The following is a 22,752-nucleotide window of genomic DNA, read 5'->3' as shown; positions in this document are numbered from 1 at the left end:
ATAGTTGAACCGACATCGTTTTCCCGAAAGGACGGACGCCCCATGACCTGCCTACGGCATCTTGCATTCGCCGCCTGCCTGGCCTCGCACGGCATCGCCATGGCCGGCGTCACCGTCAACTACGTCCACGACGCCCGGTTCACCGACCTGCCGCGCACGCCCTGGCAGCGCCAGCAGGCGCTGGAAGATATCAGCGCCCATTTCCAGGCGCTCGGCAAGGACTTGCCGGCGGGGCAGGACCTGGTCATCGACGTGCTCGACATCGACCTGGCCGGCCGCGAGGAGCCGAACCGCTTTGCCCTGAGCGGTGTGCGTATCCTGAGTCACGGCGGCGACTGGCCGCGCATGCGGCTGCGCTATTCGCTGGTCGAGGACGGCAAGGTCTTGAAGAGCGGCGACGCCCAGCTCAGCGACAAGGCCTATGGCAATCGCGTGAATGCCTACCCGTCGGACGCGCGCTGGCCGCACGAAAAACAGATGATCGACGACTGGTGGCGCGCGACGATCGTGCCGGACCCGGGCGCCGCCAAACAGGTTTCCACGGAGTGATGCCCATGTCCTTGCCATTCGAACAGCTTGCATTCCTGGGTTTCGACGTCTTCGGTACCGTGGTGGATTGGCGCTCTGGCGTCGCCCGTGCTGCCGAGCCTTTTCTGGCGCGCCATGGCATTACAGTCGATCCCTTCGAATTCGCCAGGGAATGGCGTTCCCTGTACCAGCCGTCGATGGAAGCGGTGCGTACCGGCGCGCGGCCCTGGGTGCGGCTCGACGTGCTCAACCGCGAAAACCTGGCGCAGGTGCTGGAACGGCACGGTGTCCCCGCTTCCAGCATCCCCCAGGCCGAGCTCGCCGAGCTGAACCGGGCGTGGGAACGTCTCGATCCCTGGCCGGATGCGGTCGAGGGCTTGTCGCGCCTGAAGCGGCGTTTTGCCATCGGTCCGGTGTCAAATGGCCATATCGCCGGCATGTTGCGGCTGGCACGTTTCGGCGGCCTGCCCTGGGACGTGATCCTGGGCGCGGAAATCGCCCGCAACTACAAGCCGCGTCCCGAGGTCTACCTGCGGTCGGCCGAGGCGGCCGGGGTGGCGCCCGCCCAGTTCGGGATGGTGGCGGCCCATAACACCGACCTGGCGGCCGCCCGCGCACTCGGCCTGCGCACGATGTTCGTGCGGCGCCGCTTCGAACACGGCCCCGGCCAGAGCACCGATTTGCAGCCCGAACAGGACTGGGATATCGTGGCCGACGACCTGGTGGCGCTGGCCGATGCGCTGCACTGCCCGTGACGGGCGCTGCGGCCCGGTAAAGCCGGTATCATCTTGAAACAGCGAATATGTTTTAAAGATGAAAGAGCTTATGGTAATCGTGACCCACAGCGGAAAATTCCATGCCGACGATGCATGGGCCGCCGCCACCCTGAACGTGTTGTATCCCGGCAGCGAGATCGTGCGCACGCGCAATCCGGCCATCATCGACAAGGCCGATTTCGCGGTCGACGTCGGCGGCATCTGGGACCCGGCCAGCGGCCGCTTCGACCACCACCAGAAAGGTTTCGACGGCGCCCGCCAGAGCGGGGTGGTGTATGCCAGTGCCGGCCTGGTGTGGCGCGAGCACGGTGCCCGCTGCGTGGCTATCCTGGCCGAGACCCATACCGGCCAGCGTCTGTCCGACGACGCCGCGCGCGAGATCGCCTACGCCATCGATGCCGACATCGTCCAGTACCTCGACATGTCGGACACCGGCGCTGCACGCAATGCGCCCGGCAGCTATGGCCTGTCGGCGGTGATTTCCGGTTTCAACCCGAACTGGCTGGACGAGCAGCGCATCGGCTATGGCGAGCCGACCGAAGCGTACCGCCTCGGCCAGTTCCGGCGCGCGATGGCGCTGCTGACCGATATCATGGTCAATGCGGTCAAGTACCGCGTCGGCGCCACGCTGGCGGTGGAGCAGGTGCGCCAGTCCGAGCTGCTGGAAGACGGCAAGGTGCTGTACCTGAAAAACAGCGCGTTGCCCTGGACCAGCGTGGTGCGCAAGGAAATGCCGAAAGTCCTGTTCGTGATCAGCCATAACCTGGGCGAACAGCGCTACATGCTGCACACGGTGCCGGTGAGCCCGGAGACCTTCGAGGCCCGTGCCGACCTGCCGGCAGCATGGGCCGGGCTGCGCGACGCCGAGCTGGCAGCCGTGACCGGCGTGCCGGATGCGGGCTTCTGCCATAACGGGCGCTTCATCGCGGCGGTGAAGTCGTATGAAGGCGCACGCGTGATGGCGCGGCAGGCGCTGGCGGCGGTGGAAGCCGAACGCCAGCCCTAAAAACCGCCCGGATAGGTCTCCGGCGGCTCGTCCGAGTGCCAGCCGCCGCCCGGATCGAGCGGCTGTACCGCCGTGGTCCGGTCGATATGGATCACCGCATCGAACTGGCACGCCATCTGGGCCGAGAAATAATGGCTGTGGCGCTCGGTCCGCGGCAGGTAGATGACGCCGATGGCACGCTCCAGCCGGCGCTGCATCAGCGCGTCGTGCGCCGGGCCTTCTTCGCGCAGCGGCAGCAGGAAGCGATCGACGCCGACTTCGTGCAGCAATGCTTCGTAGCTGCCCGGCATGCCCGGACGCACGCGCTTGTGCTCGGCCGGGGCATCCCATTCCGACGCCGCCGTCACGAAACCCTCGTAGGTGGAAAAGCCGATCAGGCGGGTGTCGCCGTCATAGGCCTTGCGCGCCAATTCGCCCACGTTCCATTCGCCGAGCTCGCCGACCTCGGTGGCACGCGCATCGCCGATGTGGGAATTGTGTTCCCACACCACGATCCTGGCCGGTTCGCCATCCTTCGACAGGTGCCGGGCCAGCGCGTCGAGCGTCTCGGCCATGTGGCTGTCACGCAGGTTCCAGGACGACACACGGCCCCGGAACATGGTGCGGTAGTATTCTTCGGCATTCTTGACCAGGCGCGCGTTTTGCTGCGCATGGAAAAGCGCTTCGTCGACGCCGTCCTTCTGCATATATTCTGCCGCGCGCTGCTGCAGCTGGTGCAATTGTTCGATCACGCCTTGTTCGCAGGACTCCGACAGGCTCAAGCTGGCGGTGTAGCCGTAATGCTGGCTGTCTTCCTGGTAGTGGTCGAAGCAGGCATAGCGTTCGCGCGCCACCTTGGCGGCCTGCGGGTCGACCTTGTCCAGGTAGGCCAGCACTTCACCGATCGAGGTGAACATGCTGTACAGGTCGAGCCCATAGAAGCCGACCTTGTGGCTGGCCGTCTTCTGGTTATGCCCGCGCAGCCACTCGACAAAGCTTTGCACGTCGGTGTTGCGCCACATCCAGTTCGGGAAGCGCTGGAACCCCGACAGCGCAGCATCGGCACTGTCGTCCTCGCCCTGGCCGCGCACGTAGCGGTTGACGCGGTAGGCATCCGGCCAGTCGGCCTCGACGGCCACCGCGTGAAACCCCTTTTCTTCGATCAGGCGCCGGGTGATGCGGGCACGCTCTTCGTGGAACTCGTGGGTGCCGTGGGTGGCTTCGCCCAGCAGCACGAAGCGCGCATCGCCGACCAGGTCGAGCAGGGCATCATAGTCGCGCTCGCCGCCATCGAGCCTGATGGCGGCGGCGCGCAGGGCAGTGAGCGTATCCTGGTCCGCCATGATCAATGCAGGAAACGGCTGGAGGAACGCGAGCGGCCGGCGTCGTCCGCTGCCCGCGACGGGGCGGCGCCGCGTTCGATGAAGGCTTTCATGCGCGCCAGGTCGTCGTCCATCTGCGCCCTCGGATCGGCACCGAGCAGAGTCGCCAGGCCGTGGCCGATGACGCCGGCCGGCGGGGTGTACGACATGCGCACCGTCACGTGGGTGCCGCCGCGGTGGGGCTCGAACTGGATCGAACCGCTTTGCGGAATCTCGGCGCCCGGCTCGCTGCGCCAGGCCAGGCGCTGCGGTCGGCTTTGTTCGGTGAGCACGGAATTCCAGGCGAACTCGCTGCCGCCCGGCCCCTTGACCACCCAGTGCGAACGGCGCCGGCCCAGGTCTTTCACCTCGACCACGTGCGACATGAAGCGCGGGAAGTTTTCGTAGTTGTTCCAGAGGTCGTATACCTCTTCCGGCGCGGCGTCGATATGGATCGATTTCTCGAAATCGATCGTCTGGCTGAGACCGCCGCTCAGTTTGCCGCCAAGGGAGCTGCCCAAGCGCTCGCTGAGCTGGCGCGTCGACAGCAGGCTGCGCAGCGGTTGCCCGGTCACGCCGCGTGCCAGCAGGGCGGCACCGGCCAGGCCCAGGACCAGGCCCAGCGGCGAGCGGCGAGCCAGTCCATACAGGCCGAGCAGACCGCCGCCGAGCACCGCCGGGTTGCGTGCTTTCGCGCGCCAGTCGGTCGCATGGAGTGTGTTGCGTAAGCCCATGCGGACGTCGTCGATGCCGCTGCTGGCGGTAGTCCTGGCGAGATCGGCGGCGCGGCTGGCGCGGCTGGTCACCCTGGATGCGAGGTCGCCGGTCGTGTCGCCGCCGCGGCCAATGGCGCTGCCGGCCTTGGAGACCACGTCACTGGCGGCATCGCCGGCGCGGCTGGCCACGCTTTTTGCCTTCGAAATCGTATCGTCGAGCACCTCGCCGGCAGCATGGCCGAGGCGCGACAGCGAGGACTTGATCGTGTCCGCCGTGCCGTCCGGCTTGGCGGCAGCGGCCAGGTCGGGGGCACGGTCGCCGGCCGCATCGGTCATGCTGTCCGCCGTTGCGCCAAGGCGCGCACCGGCGCCACGCCAGACGTTGCCGAGGGCATTCGAGGTGCGGTTGCCGGCATGGCGCACGGCTGCCACCGAGTGCGCGCGCCGGGCGCCGCCGCGGTCCGGGTCGAGTATGTACATCAACAGGGCCCCCGCGGCCGCGCCGCCGAGCAGCTTGGCAAGGTCGAGACCCAGTTCGTTATCCGTCATCTGTGTTTTCATGGTTCTGTCCTCCTGTTGGTGGATGGGACGCCCCCTGCGGCCGCCCCGCGGCCGTCAACAGCGCCTGTACTTGTTCGTCGCTGGTCTGCTCGAACGCGTCGTACCACTGTCCGACCGAGCGGAACAGCGGCGGCGCCGACAGGCAGACCAGCTCGTCGACCTGGGGCGCAAGCTTGTGCAGCGTCGCCGGCGGCGCGACCGTCACCGCCAGCACCAGCTTGCGCGGCTGCAGGCGGCGCAGCACCTGGATTGCCGCTCCCACCGTCGAACCGGTCGCGATACCGTCGTCGACCAGGATGGCGGTGCCGCCGCGCAGGTCGGGCGCGGTGCGCGTGTCGCCCGCTGCATCGTCCCCGATGCCGCGGTAGGCCCGTTCGCGGCGCTCGAGCTCGGCCAGCTCGCGCGCCGTGACCGCTTCGATATCCTGCGCCGTCACACCCATCAGCCCGGGCACGCCCGGCTGCAGCACGCGCACGCCGCCACTACCGACCGCACCCATGGCGTATTCCTCGTGGTGCGGCATGCCCAGCTTGCGCACGACCAGCACGTCGAGCCTGATGCCGAGCCGCTGCGCGATCGCGAAGCCGACCGGAACGCCGCCGCGCGGCAGGGCCAGCACGATGGCGTCCGGCGTGTGCGCATAGCCGCGCAACTGCCGTGCCAGCAATGCGCCCGCGTGCGCGCGGTCCTTGAAACGATGGATCTCCGCCATGCGGCAGCCGCTCCTGATTGCGTTCGATTGCCAATCGAGAGCGGCCAGCGTACACCACCTGTTCACCCTGGCGGCGTACGTTTCTGCAGGGATACCCGGCCACGCTGCAAGCGCATGGCCTCATTTATAAGACGCCTTACAGCATGGTTCAAGCGTGCGCGCGCGCCGCGGCGGGCCTGCCGGACGCGGGGTTGACGCAGGCCAGAATGCGAGCCGGAGCGGGGAATTCTCAGAACCGGACGCACTCTGAGGAGAGAAGGAAAGTTGGCCGGCGAGGCGGGCGCGCCGCACAGGACGTGCGGGCGCCGGCAGCAGTCAGCCTTCAGCCCTCAGCCCTCAGCCCTCAGCCGAGCTGACGGTAATGGAAGCGCAGGTGGTCTTCGACGAAGGTCTGGATGAAGTAATAGCCGTGGTCATAGCCGGCATGGCGGCGCAGCTCGAGCGGCTGGCCGGCCTTGCGGCAGGCTTCTTCGAAGGCCTCCGGGTAAAGCTGTTCGGCCAGGAATTTATCGGCCAGGCCCTGGTCGACCAGGATGCCTTTGGGGAAAGGCGCCCCCGTGCTGTTCGCCATCAGCTCGGTGGCATCGTAGGCACGCCAGGCGGCCTGGTCGGCACCGAGGTAGCCGCCGAAGGCTTTCTGGCCCCATGGGCAGCGTACCGGTGCGGCGATCGGGGCGAAGGCCGAGACCGAATGGAACAGCGTGGGGTTGCGCAGCGCCAGCATCAGCGCGCCGTGGCCGCCCATCGAGTGGCCGAAGATGCCGACGCGTGCCGGGTCGGCGGGCAGGCGGGCCAGCACCAGTTCGCGCAGTTCCAGGATGTGGCTGTACATGCGGTAGTGGCGCGACCACGGTTCCTCGGTGGCGTCCACGTAGAACCCGGCGCCCACGCCGAAGTCCCAGCTGTCGGCTTCGCCGGGAACGCCGGCGCCGCGCGGACTGGTATCCGGCGTCACCAGGATCACGCCGAGTTCGGCGGCCACGCGCTGGGCACCGGCCTTGATCATGAAGGTTTCTTCGGTACAGGTCAGGCCGGCCAGGTAGAACAGCACCGGCAGCTTGCCGGCATCCGTGCCGGGTGTGGTATCGGCGGCCCCGGGCGGCAGGTAGACCGAAAACCGCATCGGCAGGCCGATGGCGGCGGAGTCGTATTTATAAAAGCGCTGCACGCCGCCGAAGCAGGCGTGTTCACTGAGGAGTTCGGGCATGGCGGAATCCATCGGAGCTCGCAGGGACAAGTTAACGATAGCGCAAGTATGCCCGATCCGCGCCGATGGCGTCGACTCAGCGCCAGGCGCGGGCTTAGCCGCCGCCGATGCCGCGCATCACGCGGCCGGTGCCTTCGCACTCGGGGCAGGTCTTGCCGTTGTCGAGCTTGCCGCTGCCGCCGCAGCTTTCGCACAAGTCTTCAGCGGCACCCGGCGTGCCCGGTTCGGCTTCGTCGCCAGGTTTCAGATCGGGATCGGGGGTCATGCTCATGGGCGGCCTCGCTGCTGGGTGGTTGAAAGTGGACATCACTTCGATGACGCAACCATTCTAGGCTCACCCATCCGATGATGGCGCACGGGCGGCATTGCGTCGCCATTCATGCAAGGAGCATAGCTTGTCATCGAGATTTCACGCAGCCATGCGAAATTTGCTTGACTTTGGCAAATGCTGGCAAATACTCCCTAGGGCTTAACCCGTAACCATCTTAATCCTCATCAAAACCAGGAGTTGCGATGCCCCAAGATAACCTCGACCACAGCGGCAGCGACTTTGTCGTGCCTTACCAGCGACGCGATGCGCGTCAAAAAGACATTGTCGACCTCGGCATCGCGCTCCAGCAGCGCAGCAATACGATGTCCGCGCTCGAATACCTGCGTTCCCAGGATGTGGGTAACGACGTCATCGAACGCGTGCTCACCGAGCCGGGGCGCAGGCGCTCGTGGAGCGTATAATGGGGACGCAAGTCGTATGCGGGCGGCATGAACGGCATGCGGCGTGCTCGCACATGGTGGGGTGCCGGATGTGCTTTCTCCACCAGGCAGTGACGGCGTCGATTTTGCCTAGCTCACAAGTTGCCCACGCAACGGGCAACTTGTTGAAAGCCGCATCTGCGCTTGTTTCCAGCTTGTCAAGGGGGTATTTTTCCACAAACTTATGCACAGATTTTGTGGATATCTGACATATATCAATGTCTTCCTTGAGCTAGCGCAAATTGGGCCTACTAGGGCGTGCTAGTTAGCGTTATCGATGTGATTTTGCTACAAGCGCAGCTTGGCCTGGCGCGACTGCCTCTTGCGTTCGGCCACTGGATAAATGTACAGTTGAGCATCTGATCCAGTCCGCCAATGACCGCCGCCCACGCTACCGCTGGTTTCGCCGCCGTTTCCGCATCCGCCATCGCTGCTGCGGACTCTGCCGTGCCCGATCCTTTCGGCAGCCTGAACCCGGCGCAGCGCGAGGCGGTCGAGCACGGTATCGGCGCGGCCTTGCCCCAGCCGCTGTTGGTCGTGGCCGGTGCCGGCTCGGGCAAGACCAACACGCTGGCGCACCGGGTGGCACGCCTGATCCAGTCGGGGGCGGATCCGCAGCGCATCCTGCTGCTGACGTTTTCGCGCCGTGCCGCCAATGAAATGGGCCAGCGTGCCGCCGCCGTCCTGCAGCGCCTGTTCGGCACTGCGGGCGCGCCGGGCCTGATGGCCAGGCTGCCGTGGGCCGGGACCTTCCACAGCATCGGCGCGCGCCTGCTCCGTGAATACGCCGGCAACATCGGCCTGGACGCTGCTTTCACGATCAACGACCGCGGCGATTCCGAAGACCTGATGGGCATGGTGCGCCAGGAAATCGGCCTCGGCCACAATGGCGGGCAGGGCAACCAGAAACGCTTTCCGCTGAAAGGGACCTGCCTGGCGATCTATTCGCGCGTGGTCAACAGCCGCGAACCGCTGGATGCCGTGCTGCAGACGACCTTCCCCTGGTGCGCCGAATGGGAAGAACAATTGAAACGCCTGTTCGGCGCCTATGTCGACGCCAAACAGGCGCAGAACGTGCTCGACTACGACGACCTGCTGCTGTTCTGGGCCGAGATGGCCGCCGATCCCGAGCTGGGCCCGGCCATCGGCGCCCAGTTCGATCACGTGCTGGTCGACGAATACCAGGACACCAATCGCCTGCAGGCGGCCATCCTGCACGGCATGAAGCCGGACGGTGCCGGTGTGATGGTGGTCGGCGACGATGCCCAGGCCATCTATTCCTTCCGCGGCGCGACGGTGCGCAACATCATGGAGTTCCCGCAGCAATTCTCGCAGCCGGCGCGCATCGTCACGCTCGACCGCAACTACCGCTCGACGCAGCCGATCCTGGATGCCTCGAATGCCGTGATCGCCGCGGCCGTCGAGCGCCATGCCAAGACGCTGTGGACCGACAAGGCGGGCTGCGGCAAGCCGCAACTGGTGCTGATTCCCGACGAAGCCGAGCAGGCGCGCTGGGTCTGCAACCGTGTACTGGAGCAGCGCGAAGCCGGCATCAAGCTGAGCCAGCAAGCGGTGCTGTTCCGCGCCGCCAGCCACAGTGCGGCCCTGGAGCTCGAGCTGGTGCGACGGAATATCCCCTTCGTCAAATTCGGCGGCCTGAAGTTCCTTGAGGCGGCCCACATCAAGGACGTGCTGGCCGTGCTGCGCTTCGTCCAGAACCCGAGCGGGCGCCTGGCCGGGTTCCGCGTCGTCCAGCTGATTCCCGGGATCGGGCCGGCGACGGCGGCCCGTTGCATGGATGCGCTAGCGGAAGCGGCCGAGCCGGCTGCTGCACTGGCAGGCTTTGCCGTGCCGGCGCGGGCGCGCGACGACTGGGATGCCTTCGTGGCGTTGTTCGCCGCGCTGCGCGCGCCCGGCCTGCGCTGGCCGATGGAGATCGAGCTGGTCAGGAACTGGTACCAGCCCCACCTCGAGCGCCTGTACGACGACGCAACGGTGCGCGCCGCCGACCTCGAGCAACTGGTGGCATTGGCCGGCGGCTACGGCTCGCGCGAGTCGTTCCTGACCGAGCTGACCCTCGATCCGCCGGAGGCGACGAGCGACCGGGCCGGCGCGCCGCTGCTGGACGAGGATTACCTGATCCTGTCGACGATCCATTCGTCCAAGGGCCAGGAATGGAAATCGGTGACGCTGCTGAACGTGGTCGACGGCTGCATCCCATCCGACATGGCCACCGGTTCCCTCGAGGACATCGAGGAAGAGCGGCGCCTGCTGTACGTGGCAATGACACGCGCCAAGGAAAACCTGCAGCTGGTGGTGCCGAACCGCTTCTTCATCAAGCAGCAGGCCCAGTTGGGCGACCGTCACGTCTATGCCCAGCGCACGCGCTTCATCAGCCCGGCGATGCTGAAGCATTTCGAGGAAGCGGTCTGGAACGATGCCGAGACGCTGCATAGCCGCAAACCGGTGCCGGATTCGGTCCGGATGCTGGTACGCGAGCGTGCGCGCAATGCCTGGAAATGACGAGTTTTAAATCCCAGTGGAAATAAATCGTGCCCTGGATGCGCGACATCGCGATTACCGTTGGCGAGTTATCCCCCAACGCATGATTTTGTAGGAATTTACCCTACTACTACGTCCTGCTGAAAACATATGCAATCGTAAGTCATTGATTGTAAAGGATTCAGTTTTTGCCTGTTGAACGAGCATTTTGTTGAAACCCGCATCAATACTGCGCTTCCGGCTTGTCAAGAGGCGCTTTTCCACATAGTTATCCACATTTCTTGTGGATATTAGAATAAAGGCCGTGGAATCAAGAGTTTAGGCAAAGCTCCTCAAAAACGCATTAGCATTTTCGTAACGTTAATTATTGCTCAAGATTAAGGCAGACGATGCCCCGCGCATAAAGCCTTTACTAAACGAAATTTCTCTCGACTGCTATTCGTGAAATAAAATTTCACCTAGAAAATATTCGTTCAGTTGCCAAGGGCAATGCGCAGGCGCCGCAATGCTTTCAGTGCACCTGCCGCAATACCGACTCCGTTGGCGGCTGCTATCGCCGGTTCGCGCGGATTGATACGGATCAGCGGGGCACGCTGTGTCTCGCACAGGCGCCGCACCGAGGGAATGTCGGTGCCGGCGCCCAGTTCGATGACGACCGGCCGCTGCGTCCGGGCACGCCAGGCCGTGAAGCGCTCATACTGTGCTTCGCTGCGCGCTTCCAGCCAGCGGCTGTCGTTGAACATCAATATGTTGGGGCGGGCCAGCGCGCCGCAGCGCGGGCAGGCCGGCAGTGGCGGCGCCATCGTGCAGGTCGATGGGTCGACCTCGGGACTCACCGCGTCTGCCGCCCAGATGGCGTCGCGGCAGGGCCGCGTGCATTGCAGGTGGTGGATCGAGCCGTGGTATTCGACGATATGGCCGGGGTCGAAGCCGGCGCGCTGGAACTGGCCATCGACGTTGCTGGTAAATACGAAGGCGCCGTGCGGCAGGGAAGCGCCCAGCGCCTTCAGGATCGCGAAGCCCTCATGCGGCACGGTCGCCCGGTACAGCGCCAGCCTGTGACCGTAGAAACCCCATGCCAGCGCCGGATCGGCTTCGAAGCTGTGCGGGTTGGCGATCTCGGCGAAGCGGATGCCGCGTGCGGCCAGCGGCGGATAGGCGCGCCAGAAACCATGGTCGCCGCGGAAGTCGGGCAAGCCGGAATCGACCCCGATGCCGGCGCCGGCGCCGATCAGCAGGGCGTCGGCATCGCGCACGAGGTCGGCCGCGCGGGCGATTGCGGCGTCGAGGCCGGCCTCATCGTGACCGGCATGGGGATCAGGAGGCATGCGGGTTCTTTTCATCCGTAAGTCGTTCTTGCGCATCGATGCGCTGCTGCAGGCTCTCCAGCGCCGCCAGGAAACGCTCGGCGGCCACGGCCGGCTTCCACGGTTCCCACGGCCGGCAGTCGTAGACCGCGGCCAGCGGATCGTCCTGCAGCACGGCGGCGCGGATGCGCAGCGTGTCGCGCACTTCCTTGGCCGACCAGCCGGCGACGTGCACGGCTTCGCTGGCCGCGGCCAGCCGGTCGGCGCGCTTGTGGCGCTCGTGCTCGGCCGGGGTCCAGGCCGGCAAGCCGTAGCGCAGGAACACCGTCTGTTCGAGGCGCCGCGTCAGCGCGCGGAAACCGTCGCCGAGGAAAGGTTTGAGCGGCGATACGGCGTCGAAGCCGAGCAAGCCTTCCTCGGCGTCGTGCAGCAGTTCGCGCAGTTCGATGACCGGCGCCAGGGGCGCGCCGGCCGGCGCGGCGGCGCGGCGCAGCAGCATCACGCTGATAGAGTGCTGGGCCACCGACAGCGGCAAGGGCCAGGCGGTGTGGCCGCCCCAGCGATAGGTGCGGGCCAGACCGAGCGCCAGGTCGGCATCGTCCCAGTCGAAAGGGGTCGGGTTCAGCAGGTCAAGCCGCTTGCCGGAAGGCATGCGGACCCAGGCGCGCATCTCGGGCGCCATCTCAGTGTGCGATGTTCGGAAAGCTCATGCGCCGATTTTACACACGCCGTGGCGCGTTCCCCGCGAGATTGATTTGGCCGAACACCGTCCTTGCGCGCGCCACTAGACTAAGAGCGCCTAACAAAACCTCCATGGCGGCGTTGCATCGTCTCGCCGTACTAACGTACTGTCTTCGACAATGCGCCTTGCCCTGAAGGTCTTGTTAGGCGCTCTATGCAAAATGGCATGCAAAGGAACCGACATGGGCGAGCATCCGAAACGCATCGATTGCGACGTGCTGGTGGTGGGAGGCGGCATCAACGGCGCCGGGATCGCGCGCGATGCCGCCGGGCGCGGCCTGCGCGCGGTGCTGTGCGAAAAGGACGACCTGGCCCAGCACACCTCGTCCGCGTCGAGCAAGCTGATCCATGGCGGCCTGCGCTACCTCGAGCAATACGAATTCGGGCTGGTGCGCAAGGCGCTGGCCGAACGCGAGGTCCTGCTCAAGAGCGCGCCCCACATCATGCATCCGCTGCGCTTCGTGATGCCGCAGCGCAGCGGCGGCGAGGCGCGCGAAGCGCGCCTCGGCAACATGCAGGGCGAGCGTCCGGCCTGGATGATTCGTGCCGGCCTGTTCCTGTACGACCACCTGGCGCGGCGCGACTTCCTGCCGGCATCGAGCAGCATCGACTTGCGCAATGATCCGGCCGGGGCCGCGCTGCAGCGCCGCTTCGCGCGCGCCTTCGTGTATTCCGACGCCTGGGTCGACGACGCGCGCCTGGTGGTGCTGGCCGCCGTCGATGCGCGCGAGCGCGGCGCCACCATCCTCACGCGCACGCGCTGCACGGCACTGCGGCGCGCGGCCGCGCGCTGGACGGCGACGCTGGCCGGGCCCAAGGGTGAACTGGCGGTGCAGGCGCGCTGCGTGGTGAATGCGGCGGGACCGTGGGCGGCGCGCTTCCTGCAGGAGGCGGTCGGCGGGCACATGGGCGCGCTGCGTCCGCTGCGGCTGGTGAAGGGGAGCCACATCGTGGTGCCGCGCCTGTTCGAGCACGAGCAGGCCTACCTGCTGCAGCAGCCGGACGGCCGCATCGTGTTCGCGCTGCCCTACGAAGGCGCGTTCACGCTGGTCGGCACCACCGACGTCGAGTACACCGGGGATCTCGACCGGGTGGCCATCAGCGCCGCCGAGACTTTATATTTGTGCGAGGCCGCCAACCGCTGCTTCGAACGCCGCATTGGCCGCGAGGACGTGGTGTGGAGCTATGCCGGCGTGCGTCCGCTGATCGCCGACGAAGGCGCCGGTAGCGCTTCCAGCGCCAGCCGCGACTACCGGTTCGAGACCGATAGCGACGGTGCGCCGCTGTTGTCCGTGTTCGGCGGCAAGGTGACGACCTTCCGCAAGCTGGCCGAGCAGGCTGTCGACTGGATCGCGCCGGCGCTGGGGCGGCGCGTGCCGGGCTGGACGGGCCACGCCTGCCTGCCGGGCGGCGACCTGTTCGGCAAGGAGCCGGATGCGCGCGGGGTGCTGGAATTCGACGCCTGGCTGCGCACCCGCCAGCAGCAATACGCGTGGCTGGCGCCGGCGCTGCTGGCGCGCTATGCTCGCGCCTACGGCACCCGCCTCGGTACCTTGCTGGCGCATTGCCGCACGCGTGCCGACCTCGGCGCCGAAGTCGTGCCGGGGCTGTTCGAAGTGGAACTCGATTATCTGCGCCGCCAGGAATGGGCGCAGTGCGCGGACGACGTGCTGTGGCGGCGCACCAAGCTGGGCCTGCACGTGGCGCCCGGGGCGGCGGCGCAGGTCGACGGCTGGCTGCAGGCGCGCGAGGCGGCGCAGGCCCTGGCGCATGCATCGGCACAGACGTCGGCGCCTACTTCGGCACACAAGGCAGCGCCGGCTGCAACGCGGACAGCGCCGGGACCGGGCAGCACCAATCCAGTCTGACCCGGCAAGACGCTGCCGGTTGGGCGCGGGCCGCGGCACGAATCAGCGACGCGCCTGCTCCATCTTCGGCAACAGCGCCGCCAGGATCCCCAGCAGCGGCAGGAAGGACGCAATCCGGTACACCTGCGCAATACCCGCCACGTCGGCGATATGCCCCATCGCCGCCGCGCCGATGCCGCTGACGCCGAACATCAGGCCAAAGAAAATGCCGGCGATCATGCCGACCTTGCCCGGTACCAGTTCCTGCGCGAACACGACGATGGCCGAAAACGCCGACGACATCACCAGGCCGATGATCACCGACAGCACGCCGGTCCAGAACAGGTCGGCATAGGGCAGGGCCAGCGTGAACGGCGCCGCGCCCATGATCGAGACCCAGATCACGCGCTTGCGGCCGATGCGGTCGCCGATCGGGCCGCCGGCAAAGGTGCCGAGGGCAACAGCCGCCAAAAACATGAACAGGTACAGTTGCGCGGTGCCGACCGCCACGTGGAATTTTTCGATGAGATAAAAGGTGTAATAGCTCGACAGGCTGGCCATGTAGATGTATTTCGAGAACACCAGCATGGCGAGCACGGCCAGCGCCTTGACCACCTTGTCGCGCGGCAGACCCGGGCCGGCCTGGGGTCCGCTCTTGCGCGGCATGTTGCGCAGGTGGCTGCCGTACCAGCGGCTGACGCCGACCAGCACCAGCACCGCCACCAGGATGAACAGCGTGAACCAGCCGATCTTGCCCTGGCCGCGGCCGACGATGATGGCGGCCGCCAGCAGCGGCCCCAGCGCCGAGCCGAGATTGCCGCCGACCTGGAACAGCGATTGCGCGAAGCCGAAGCGGCCGCCCGAGGCCAGCCGCGCCACGCGCGAGGCTTCCGGGTGGAAGGTCGAGGAGCCGATGCCGATCATGGCGGCCGCCAGCAGCAGCACGGTAAAGCTGCCGGCCACCGCCAGCAGTCCGACCCCGGCCAGGGTCACGCACATGCCGACCGGCAGCAGGAAGGGGATCGGGCGCTTGTCGGTGTATAGGCCGATCCAAGGTTGCAGCAGCGAAGCCGTGCACTGGAAGGCGAGGGTGATCAGGCCGACCTGGGTAAAGCTGAGCGCGAATTCCTGCTTGAGCAGGGGATAGACCGCGGGCAGCACAGCCTGGACGCAATCGTTGAGCAGGTGGACGAAGGCCACCGAAAACAGGATCTGCAATACGGTGCCGGGCTGGGCGGACACGGCTTTGGAAGAAGCGGATGTGGACATGGAATGATTGTCATGGGCTCGGCCGCCCAGTGTAACAATTCAGTGACCCGGCCGCCAGCGCCTGGCCTGGCAACGCTCTCATGCACGATGGGCAAGCCGGACGCCGTCCCCGCCCGCTCTGTGCCAGACTGGATGCACCGCACTATTTTGCAAGGAGCATCGCATGAGCAACGATCAGCACACCCAGGACCGGCAAGCCGACGCGCCCAAGGCGCAGGACACGCAAGCCAGCCAGCAGGAAGCCGCCCAGGCCTTGAACGAGGTCGACGGCCTGGCCGACAAGAAACCGAGCGAACTGACGCCGGAAGAACTCCGCCTGATGGCCGACACCATGCCGGGCGAAGGGCCGGGCGACGATTGAAAGCGCGCTGTCTGTCTCTGCAATAAACGTTTTGACGCCGGTATTGATTCTGGATAATCTTCTGGCAATAAAACAAAAAGGAGACAGCATGGCAAACCCTCTATATGGTTGGGCGGCCAATTTGCGCCGCCTGGTCCTTCCTCTGGCTGCTGGCGCTGTCATGACAGCCATGACAGCCCAGGCTGCCGAACCGGTCGACGTCCAGCTGGCCGGCCGGCCCGCCGGCGCCAAGACCGCCAGCAGCCTGATGGCCCCGGTCCAGAACATCTACGGACGCAGCCACATCAGCCTGAACGGCCGCTGGCATTACATCGTCGATCCCTACGAAAACGGCTACTACGACTACCGCCACATGCCCTTCGACCAGTCGCAGACGGGCAAGGGCGGCTATTACGACGACCGCCAGCCGAAGGACAAGACCGACTGGGTGGAATACGACTTCGACCGCGCCCCGACCATGAAGGTGCCTGGCGACTGGAATTCGCAGGCCGAAAAGCTGCAACTGTACGAAGGCACCGTCTGGCTGCGCCAGCGCTTCGAAGCCGCTCCGAAGCCGGGCCGGCATTACGTGCTGTCGTTCGGTGCGGTGAACTACGAAGCCCACGTCTACCTGAACGGCAAGAAACTGGGCATGCACAAGGGTGGCTTCACGCCCTTCCAGTTCGACGTGACGGGCAAGCTGAACCAGGGCCGCAACACGGTCGTGGTCAAGGCCGACAACAAGCGCTACCAGGACGAAATCCCGACCGTCAACACCGACTGGTGGAACTACGGCGGCATCACGCGCGACGTGCTGCTGGCCGAACTGCCGGCCAGCTATATCGCCGACTACAAGGTGCAGCTGAAGAAGGGCGATCCCGGCCGCATCGAAGGCTTCGTCCAGATCGGAGGCGACGGCAAGTCCCAGCGCGTCACCCTGCGCATCCCCGAAGCCGGCATCGCCACCACCGTGCAGACCGACGCCAACGGCCGCGCCGCGATCGCCATCCCGGCCGGCAAGCTGGAGCGCTGGTCGCCCGAGCATCCGAAACTGTATGCGGTGGAATTGTCGGCAGGCGAAGACAAGGTCCAGGACCGCATCGGTTTCCGCACGATCGAGACGCGCGGGCGCGACATCCTGCTGAACGGCAAATCGGTGTTCCTGCGGGGCGTTTCGATCCACGATGAGAATCCGCTGATCCCGGGCCGCTTGCGCGGGCAGGGCGACATGCGCATGCTGCTGCAATGGGCCAAGGACATGAACTGCAATTATGTGCGCCTGGCCCACTACCCGCACAGCGAAGAGATGATCCGCCTGGCCGACGAGATGGGCCTGATGGTATGGGCCGAAGTGCCGGTGTACTGGACGATTTCGTGGAACAACCCGGACACCTATGCCAATGCCAGTACCCAGCTGAACGACCTGATCGTGCGCGACAAGAACCGCGCGAGCGTGGTGATCTGGTCGGTCGGCAACGAAACCCCGATCAGTGCGCCGCGCAACGCCTTCATGGGCAAGCTGGTGAGCACCGCGCGTGGGCTCGACGATACCCGGCTGGTGGCGGCGGCGCTGGAAATCCACCGCAGCGGCAACGACATCACGGTCGAAGATCCGCTGGCCGAGCGCATCGACCTGATCAGCTTCAACGAGTATGCCGGCTGGTACTGGGCCAGCAATGCCGAGATGCTGAACTACCGCTTCAATATCCAGCAGGACAAGCCGGTGATGATCACCGAGTTCGGCGCCGACGCGCTCGGCGGCTACCACGCCGACGCCGACACCCGCTGGAGCGAGGAATACCAGGACACGCTGTACAAGAACCAGTTCAAGATGCTGGCCGGCATTCCGGGCTTGCGCGGGCTGGTGCCCTGGATCCTGGTGGACTTCCGTTCGCCGCGCCGCCAGCATCCTTATTTCCAGGACGGCTGGAACCGCAAGGGCCTGATCTCGGACGACGGCAAGAAGAAGCAGGCGTTCTGGACCATGAAGTCCTACTACGACGAGGTCCGCAAGCGCTACGAGTCCAAATGATCGATCAGTACTCCTGCTGGGTCGGCCGGAACAGGATCTCGTTGATGTCGACGTCGTCCGGCTGGCCGATCGCGTAGGCGACCGCGCGCGCGAACGCCGTCGGCGAAATCGCGATCTCGTAGAACTTGCGGATATTGTCGGCGATGTCCGGCTCGGTGATGCTCTCCGGCAGCTCGGTATCGACGGCGCCGGGCGAGATGATGGTGGTGCGCAAGCCGTGCGCCTTGACTTCTTGGCGCAAGCCTTCCGAAATCACGCGCACCGCATGCTTGGTGGCCGAGTAGACGATGCTGCCGGGGCGCACCTTGTGGCCGGCCACCGACGACACGTTGATGATGTGCCCGGCGCGCTGGGCGATCATGTGCGGCAGCACCGCCGCGATGCCGTACATCACACCCTTGATGTTGACGTCGATCATGCGGTCCCAGTCTTCGACCTTGAGGCGTTCGAGCGGGGAGTGCGGCATCAGGCCGGCGTTGTTGAGCATGACGTCGGCCCGGCCGTATTTTTCAAGGGCAGCGTCGACCAGCGCCGTGACCTGGGCACGGTCGGTGACGTCGGTCTTGACGGCCAGCGCCTGGGCGCCGCCTGCTGCCAGCGCGGCCGCCAGCGCGTCGATGCGCTCGACGCGGCGCGCACCCAGTACCACGATGGCACCTTGCGCCGCCAGGTGGCGTGCGGTCGCTTCGCCGAGGCCGCTGCTGGCCCCGGTGATGACGACCACCTTGCCCTGGATATTGTTTTGCGTGTCCACAGTATGATCCTTTCACATTGTCGCGCTTGAGGGATGGAGCCCGAGGCGCGAGCATAGCGCATTCATCGATAAAGACCGGATGCATTGCCGCGCCGGATTTTCTCCGGGTGCGCTAGCTTGGTGCCATCAAATAGCTGGCAGATTTTTATGCAGAAAATCGCTGTCATCGGCGGCTCGGCCGGCAGTATCGACGCCCTGAAAGTGATCCTGGCAGGTTTGCCGCGCGATTTTGCCGCGGCCGTGCTGGTGGTCGTTCACATCGGGGCACGCGAAAGCGTGCTGGCGAATGTGCGCAAGCGGCATTCGGTCCTCCCGGTGCAGACCGCGCTGCAGGGCGAGCCGATCCGCGCCGGGCGAGTGCTGGTCGCGCCGCCCGATGTGCACCTGGCAATTGCCAAGGATGGCGAACGCCTGTTTGTCCGACTGTCACGCGGCCCCAAGGAAAACCATTCGCGGCCTGCCATCGATCCCTTGTTCCGCTCCGCAGCGATGCACTGCGGCGCCGGTGCGGTCGCGCTGGTACTGTCCGGTTTCCTCGATGACGGCACCATCGGCTTGCAGGCAATCAAGGCTTGCGGCGGCATCGCCGTGGTGCAGGACCCGGATGAGGCCGAAGTGCCGGACATGCCCGCCAGTGCAGTGCAGCACACGGCCGTCGATTTCGTCCGGCGGTTGGACGAGATCGCGCCGACATTGGTCGAGCTCGTACAGCGTGCGCCGGCTGCGGCGGCAAGCACCCCCACGGAACTCCCCGACTGGCTCGCCGTCGAAGACCGCATGTTTACCGAAGGTGCGGAGATGAAGGATCTGGATCAGATCGGGGCGCGGTTCGGCCTGACCTGCCCCGAATGCGGCGGCGCCATCTGGGAGATCACCAACGCCAAACCCTTGCGCTACCGTTGCCATACCGGGCACGCGTTCACCGCCAGGGTGCTCGAATCGTTACAGGGCGGCGAAGCCGAGGAGGCGCTGTGGGCCGCGGTACGGGCGCTGCACGAGCAGGAGCAGCTGTATCGGGAAATGCACCGCAAGGCGCCGCAAAAGGATGCCGGCGGGGAGTATCTGCTCAAGGCCGACCAGGCCAGGGAACATGGGCGATTGCTGCGCGACCTGATCGCCATCCGCATGGCGCTCGGACCGCCGTAACGCCGCCGGCCTTCTCATCGGCTCGTCGTTTCCTGCACGTACGCTGCGCCGCACCATTTTCGAATTGGCTAGACTGTCCAAAGGCAACGACCAATCGTGAAGGAACTCCCTTGGATTTCAAGACCACACCCGCAGCGAGGCCGGTGAGCCTCGGGCTTCAAGGCGGCGGTACCTATGGCGCATTCACCTGGGGCGTGCTCGACCGCCTGCTCGACGAGGAAAGCTTCGCCTTCGATAGCCTCAGCGGCAGCAGTTCGGGCGCCGTCAATGCGGTGGTGCTGGCCGACGGCTGGGCCCATGGCGGCGGCCGTGCCGGCGCGCAGCAGGCCTTGCGCCGCTTCTGGACCACGCTGGGCACGCTGTCCAGTTTCAGCCCGCTGCAGCCGACGCTGGCGGACCGCATGGCCGGGCGCTGGACCATGGAACGCTCGCCCATCTATCAATTGATGGAAATGGCGGGCGCCGTGATCGGTCCGGTGATGCAGCTGCCGGTCACGCTGAATCCCTTGCGCAACCTGCTGCAGACCCTGGTCAATTTCGAGCGCGTGCGCGCCTGCGAGGACCTGGAGCTGTTCATCGCCGCCACCAACGTGCGCACCGGTACCGGCCGCATCTTTACCCGCACCGAACTCGATCCGCAGAAGGTGATCGCCTCGGCCTGCCTGCCGACCGTGTTCGCCGGCGTGGAAATCGATGGCGAGACCTATTGGGACGGCAGCTACGTCGCCAACCCGCCGCTGGCGCCGCTGCTGAAGCGTCCCGCGCGCGACCTGATCGTGGTGCAGAACAACCCGATCGCCCGCAGCAACCTGCCGCGCAGCCTGGCCGACATCAGCAACCGCTCGAACGAGATCGCCTTCAACATCAGCTTCGTGCGCGAGATGAGCGCGCTGAAGCACATCAGCGCCTTGCCGGACGAGGAACGCGGGGCCGGCATGACCCATGTGCCGACACGCCTGCACCTGATCAGCGGCACCGATATCCTGACCGGGTACGCGCTGTCGAGCAAGTTCAACTCGGAACTCGCCTTCCTGACCCACCTGCACGATTGCGGCGTCAAGGCGGCCGATGCCTGGTTGCGCGAGCATGGCGCGGACGTCGGCACGCGCTCGACCTTCGACGAGATACCGGTGTTTTATCCGGACATGGTGGCATAGGCCGCGCTGTGTCGACCCCTGCGCGGCCTCACGGCCGTTCGTGCACCGGCCCGTATTCGGCCGGCACCCAGCGGTAGGCGCCGTCGGCACCCGAGCCGATCCGCCCCAGCCCCGGGAACGGCAGGTGGGCGCCGGCCACCCACCAGCGGTTCGACGCCGCCTCGCCGAGCAGGGCGCGCCGGGTCGCGATCGCGCGTGCCTGGTCCGAGTCGAATTCGATCGACACTTCCGGATGCGGGAACTGGACCGCGGCGTTATGCACGATGTCGCCCCACACCAGCAGGCGCTGCGTCGCCGATGAAAACAGATAGGCCGTGTGGCCCGGCGTATGGCCCGGTGCCGGCAGCGCGCGCACGCCCTCGCGCAGCGCGGCGCCAGGCTCGAACACTGTGAGCCTGCCCGCCGCCAGATAAGGCGCGACGGCGTCACGCGACATCCCGAACAGCGCCTGCTTGTCCTTTGGCGCCGCCGCGGCCGCCGCCGGGCTCAGCCAGTAATCCGCATCGGCCTTCGGCACGAACACCTGCGCATTCGGGAACGCCATCCTGCCGTCGGCGGTGAGCAGGCCACCGGCGTGATCCGGATGCAGGTGGGTCAGCAGGATGGTGTCGATGTCCGCCGGCGCATGCCCGGCCGCCTGCAGGTTCTTCAACAGGAAACCGAGATGGTCGCCGAACAGTTTCGCGGTGCCGGTATCCACCAGGATCAGGTGGGCGCCGGTGCGCACCAGATAGCCGTTCACGGCGGTCTGCAGCGGCATGGCGCGCGCCTGGAATGCGCCGGCCAGCGCGGCGTCGATGGTCGGGCGAGCGGCGCCGCCCAGCAAGGCGGCATCGAGATCGACGTGGCCGTCGTACAGGGCGGTGACGTCGAAGCTGCCGAGCTGCATGCGGAAATAGCCCGGCACCTGGGGGGCGTCAGATGCTTCGGGCACGGCGCCGTGTGATGCCGCCGCGCTGCCCAGCGCCAGTGCGGCGAGTGCGATCCAGCGCCGCAGGCGCGCGCCGGTAGTATTGATGCCATGGTTTCTCATGCTGAAGAGTCCTCCTGAGTCGTGGTGCCATCAGGATAGGTGAGAACTTATGTCGCCAGTGGAGAATGTATTATTCTTAGTGGCGACATTTATTCACCAATCACGGAGGCGCGATGGGAGATCAGTTGAGCGGCATTGCCGCATTCGTGCGGGCGGCGGAAGCGTCCAGTTTTGCGGTGGCGGCGGAGCAGTTGGGTTTGTCGCGTTCGGCCGTCGGCAAGGCCATCGCGCGGCTCGAGGAGCGTTTGGGTGTGCAGCTGTTTCACCGGACAACGCGCAGCCTGCGCCTCACCGACGAAGGCGCCGCCTTTTACGAGCGCTGTGCCGGGGCATTGGCGGATATCCGCGATGCCGAGGAGGGCTTCGATACGGCGAAACGGCATCCGGTCGGCCGGGTCCGTATCAGCGTGCCGGTGCTGTTGGGACGCCATTGCATCGCGCCGATCCTGGTCGAACTCGCGGCGGCGCATGCGCAGCTGGAACTCGAAGTCGCGTTTACCGATCGGCCGGTGGACCTGCTGGCGGACGGCATCGACCTGGCCGTGCGCACCGGCGCGCTGGGCGACGAGGGCGATTTGAAGGCGCGCCGCCTGGGCGTGCAGTCGATGCTGCTGTGCGCGGCGCCGGCCTACCTCGACAGGCGCGGGACGCCGCAGGGGCTGGAAGAGATCGGATCGCACGCCATGCTGGCCTACGGCAAAGGCCAGCGCGTGGTGCCCTGGCGTTTCGACGACGGCGGGCGGCGGCATGAGATCAAGCTGGCCGGACGGCTCCGCTTCGACGACCTGGAAGCGATCGCCGATGCGGCGGCCTGCGCCGGCGGGCTGGCGTGGCTGCCGTCATGGCTGGTGGCCGCGCGCCTGCGGTCCGGGCAACTGGTCGAAGTGCTGCCGGCATTGCGTGGACCGGGCTTCGAGATCCACGCCGTGTGGCCGCTCGGCCGCTACCTGCCGATGCGGGTGCGCACCGTGATCGACGCGCTGGCCGGACAGGTGCCGGCCATGCTCGACCACGGCTGACAGCGCGCG

The 22,752-nt window shown here is 66.3% G+C and carries 21 protein-coding genes; 11 read left to right on the top strand and 10 right to left on the bottom strand.

Going from position 1 to position 22,752, the window contains the following annotated elements; translation table 11 throughout:
- Nucleotides 1-42: 42 nt before the first annotated feature.
- The 3 genes from U1H99_RS20385 to U1H99_RS20375 all read left to right on the top strand — a co-directional run bounded on the left by U1H99_RS20385 (nucleotide 43) and on the right by U1H99_RS20375 (nucleotide 2,310).
- Nucleotides 43-549, top strand: coding sequence for a DUF3016 domain-containing protein (locus U1H99_RS20385; protein WP_323143539.1), 507 nt, complete (start codon nucleotides 43-45; stop codon nucleotides 547-549).
- Between the two features lie 5 nt (nucleotides 550-554).
- Nucleotides 555-1,283, top strand: coding sequence for a haloacid dehalogenase type II (locus tag U1H99_RS20380; RefSeq protein WP_323143538.1), 729 nt, complete (start codon nucleotides 555-557; stop codon nucleotides 1,281-1,283).
- A gap of 70 nt (nucleotides 1,284-1,353) precedes the next feature.
- Entirely contained in the window at nucleotides 1,354-2,310 is a 957-nt protein-coding gene (locus U1H99_RS20375) for an MYG1 family protein (protein WP_141837399.1), read from the top strand.
- On the opposite strand, the gene U1H99_RS20370 is transcribed toward U1H99_RS20375, so the two are convergent.
- From U1H99_RS20370 to U1H99_RS20350, 5 genes are all read right to left on the bottom strand, one after another.
- The gene (locus tag U1H99_RS20370; protein ID WP_323143537.1) at nucleotides 2,307-3,632 is read right to left on the bottom strand and encodes an erythromycin esterase family protein; all 1,326 of its coding nucleotides are present in this window, start codon (nucleotides 3,630-3,632) and stop codon (nucleotides 2,307-2,309) included. The genes U1H99_RS20375 and U1H99_RS20370 overlap by 4 nt on opposite strands.
- A 2-nt stretch (nucleotides 3,633-3,634) precedes the next feature.
- Nucleotides 3,635-4,927, bottom strand: a complete 1,293-nt coding sequence (locus U1H99_RS20365) for an SRPBCC family protein (RefSeq protein WP_323143536.1) — start codon at nucleotides 4,925-4,927, stop codon at nucleotides 3,635-3,637.
- Complete coding sequence (locus tag U1H99_RS20360; protein WP_323143535.1) at nucleotides 4,905-5,639, bottom strand: phosphoribosyltransferase; 735 nt, start codon at nucleotides 5,637-5,639, stop codon at nucleotides 4,905-4,907. The genes U1H99_RS20365 and U1H99_RS20360 overlap by 23 nt, the downstream gene beginning before the upstream one ends.
- A gap of 343 nt (nucleotides 5,640-5,982) precedes the next feature.
- Entirely contained in the window at nucleotides 5,983-6,846 is an 864-nt protein-coding gene (gene fghA / locus U1H99_RS20355) for an S-formylglutathione hydrolase (protein WP_323143534.1), read from the bottom strand.
- Nucleotides 6,847-6,940: 94 nt separating this feature from the next.
- Nucleotides 6,941-7,117, bottom strand: a complete 177-nt coding sequence (locus U1H99_RS20350) for a hypothetical protein (RefSeq protein ID WP_185748724.1) — start codon at nucleotides 7,115-7,117, stop codon at nucleotides 6,941-6,943.
- Between the two features lie 242 nt (nucleotides 7,118-7,359).
- Here U1H99_RS20350 and U1H99_RS20345 point away from each other — a divergent pair, with 242 nt between their 5' ends.
- Both U1H99_RS20345 and U1H99_RS20340 read left to right on the top strand, forming a co-directional pair.
- Nucleotides 7,360-7,578 (top strand): hypothetical protein, encoded by a 219-nt coding sequence (locus tag U1H99_RS20345; RefSeq protein WP_323143533.1) that lies wholly within the window; start codon nucleotides 7,360-7,362, stop codon nucleotides 7,576-7,578.
- Nucleotides 7,579-7,971: 393 nt separating this feature from the next.
- Complete coding sequence (locus tag U1H99_RS20340; RefSeq protein ID WP_323143532.1) at nucleotides 7,972-10,119, top strand: ATP-dependent helicase; 2,148 nt, start codon at nucleotides 7,972-7,974, stop codon at nucleotides 10,117-10,119.
- Nucleotides 10,120-10,571: 452 nt separating this feature from the next.
- On the opposite strand, the gene U1H99_RS20335 is transcribed toward U1H99_RS20340, so the two are convergent.
- Both U1H99_RS20335 and U1H99_RS20330 read right to left on the bottom strand, forming a co-directional pair.
- Nucleotides 10,572-11,426, bottom strand: a complete 855-nt coding sequence (locus U1H99_RS20335; RefSeq protein WP_323143531.1) for an SIR2 family NAD-dependent protein deacylase — start codon at nucleotides 11,424-11,426, stop codon at nucleotides 10,572-10,574.
- Nucleotides 11,416-12,075, bottom strand: a complete 660-nt coding sequence (locus tag U1H99_RS20330) for a phosphohydrolase (RefSeq protein ID WP_323143530.1) — start codon at nucleotides 12,073-12,075, stop codon at nucleotides 11,416-11,418. The genes U1H99_RS20335 and U1H99_RS20330 overlap by 11 nt, the downstream gene beginning before the upstream one ends.
- 232 nt (nucleotides 12,076-12,307) lie before the next feature.
- Between U1H99_RS20330 and glpD the strand changes: the two genes are divergently transcribed.
- Nucleotides 12,308-14,014 carry a glycerol-3-phosphate dehydrogenase gene (gene glpD / locus U1H99_RS20325; protein WP_323143529.1) on the top strand — a complete coding sequence of 569 codons (1,707 nt, stop codon included), beginning with the start codon at nucleotides 12,308-12,310 and terminating at the stop codon, nucleotides 14,012-14,014.
- A 42-nt stretch (nucleotides 14,015-14,056) separates the two neighbouring features.
- On the opposite strand, the gene U1H99_RS20320 is transcribed toward glpD, so the two are convergent.
- Nucleotides 14,057-15,262: an MFS transporter gene (locus U1H99_RS20320; protein ID WP_323143528.1), complete on the bottom strand. Its 1,206-nt coding sequence runs from the start codon at nucleotides 15,260-15,262 to the stop codon at nucleotides 14,057-14,059.
- Between the two features lie 163 nt (nucleotides 15,263-15,425).
- On the opposite strand from U1H99_RS20320, the gene U1H99_RS20315 reads away from it, so the two are divergent.
- Entirely contained in the window at nucleotides 15,426-15,623 is a 198-nt protein-coding gene (locus U1H99_RS20315) for a hypothetical protein (protein ID WP_323143527.1), read from the top strand.
- 160 nt (nucleotides 15,624-15,783) lie between these two features.
- Nucleotides 15,784-17,634 (top strand): glycoside hydrolase family 2 protein, encoded by a 1,851-nt coding sequence (locus tag U1H99_RS20310; RefSeq protein WP_323143526.1) that lies wholly within the window; start codon nucleotides 15,784-15,786, stop codon nucleotides 17,632-17,634.
- A 4-nt stretch (nucleotides 17,635-17,638) separates the two neighbouring features.
- On the opposite strand, the gene U1H99_RS20305 is transcribed toward U1H99_RS20310, so the two are convergent.
- Nucleotides 17,639-18,388: an SDR family oxidoreductase gene (locus U1H99_RS20305; RefSeq protein ID WP_323143525.1), complete on the bottom strand. Its 750-nt coding sequence runs from the start codon at nucleotides 18,386-18,388 to the stop codon at nucleotides 17,639-17,641.
- Between the two features lie 147 nt (nucleotides 18,389-18,535).
- Between U1H99_RS20305 and U1H99_RS20300 the strand changes: the two genes are divergently transcribed.
- Both U1H99_RS20300 and U1H99_RS20295 read left to right on the top strand, forming a co-directional pair.
- On the top strand, nucleotides 18,536-19,534 hold the full coding sequence (locus U1H99_RS20300; protein ID WP_323143524.1) for a chemotaxis protein CheB: 999 nt from the start codon (nucleotides 18,536-18,538) through the stop codon (nucleotides 19,532-19,534).
- A 110-nt stretch (nucleotides 19,535-19,644) separates the two neighbouring features.
- A complete protein-coding gene (locus tag U1H99_RS20295) occupies nucleotides 19,645-20,691 on the top strand; it encodes a patatin-like phospholipase family protein (RefSeq protein WP_323143523.1) in 1,047 nt (348 codons plus the stop codon).
- Nucleotides 20,692-20,719: 28 nt separating this feature from the next.
- Here U1H99_RS20295 and U1H99_RS20290 read toward each other — a convergent pair whose 3' ends face one another.
- Nucleotides 20,720-21,724 carry an MBL fold metallo-hydrolase gene (locus U1H99_RS20290; protein WP_323143522.1) on the bottom strand — a complete coding sequence of 335 codons (1,005 nt, stop codon included), beginning with the start codon at nucleotides 21,722-21,724 and terminating at the stop codon, nucleotides 20,720-20,722.
- A gap of 113 nt (nucleotides 21,725-21,837) precedes the next feature.
- On the opposite strand from U1H99_RS20290, the gene U1H99_RS20285 reads away from it, so the two are divergent.
- The gene (locus U1H99_RS20285) at nucleotides 21,838-22,743 is read left to right on the top strand and encodes a LysR family transcriptional regulator (protein ID WP_323143521.1); all 906 of its coding nucleotides are present in this window, start codon (nucleotides 21,838-21,840) and stop codon (nucleotides 22,741-22,743) included.
- Nucleotides 22,744-22,752 lie beyond the last annotated feature (9 nt).

Origin of the sequence: Massilia phyllosphaerae (assembly GCF_034659755.1) — a bacterium.
Taxonomy (GTDB): domain Bacteria; phylum Pseudomonadota; class Gammaproteobacteria; order Burkholderiales; family Burkholderiaceae_D; genus Telluria; species Telluria phyllosphaerae.
The sequence above is the reverse complement of the archived record's forward strand: the minus strand, read 5'-3'. Positions and strand labels throughout refer to the sequence as shown.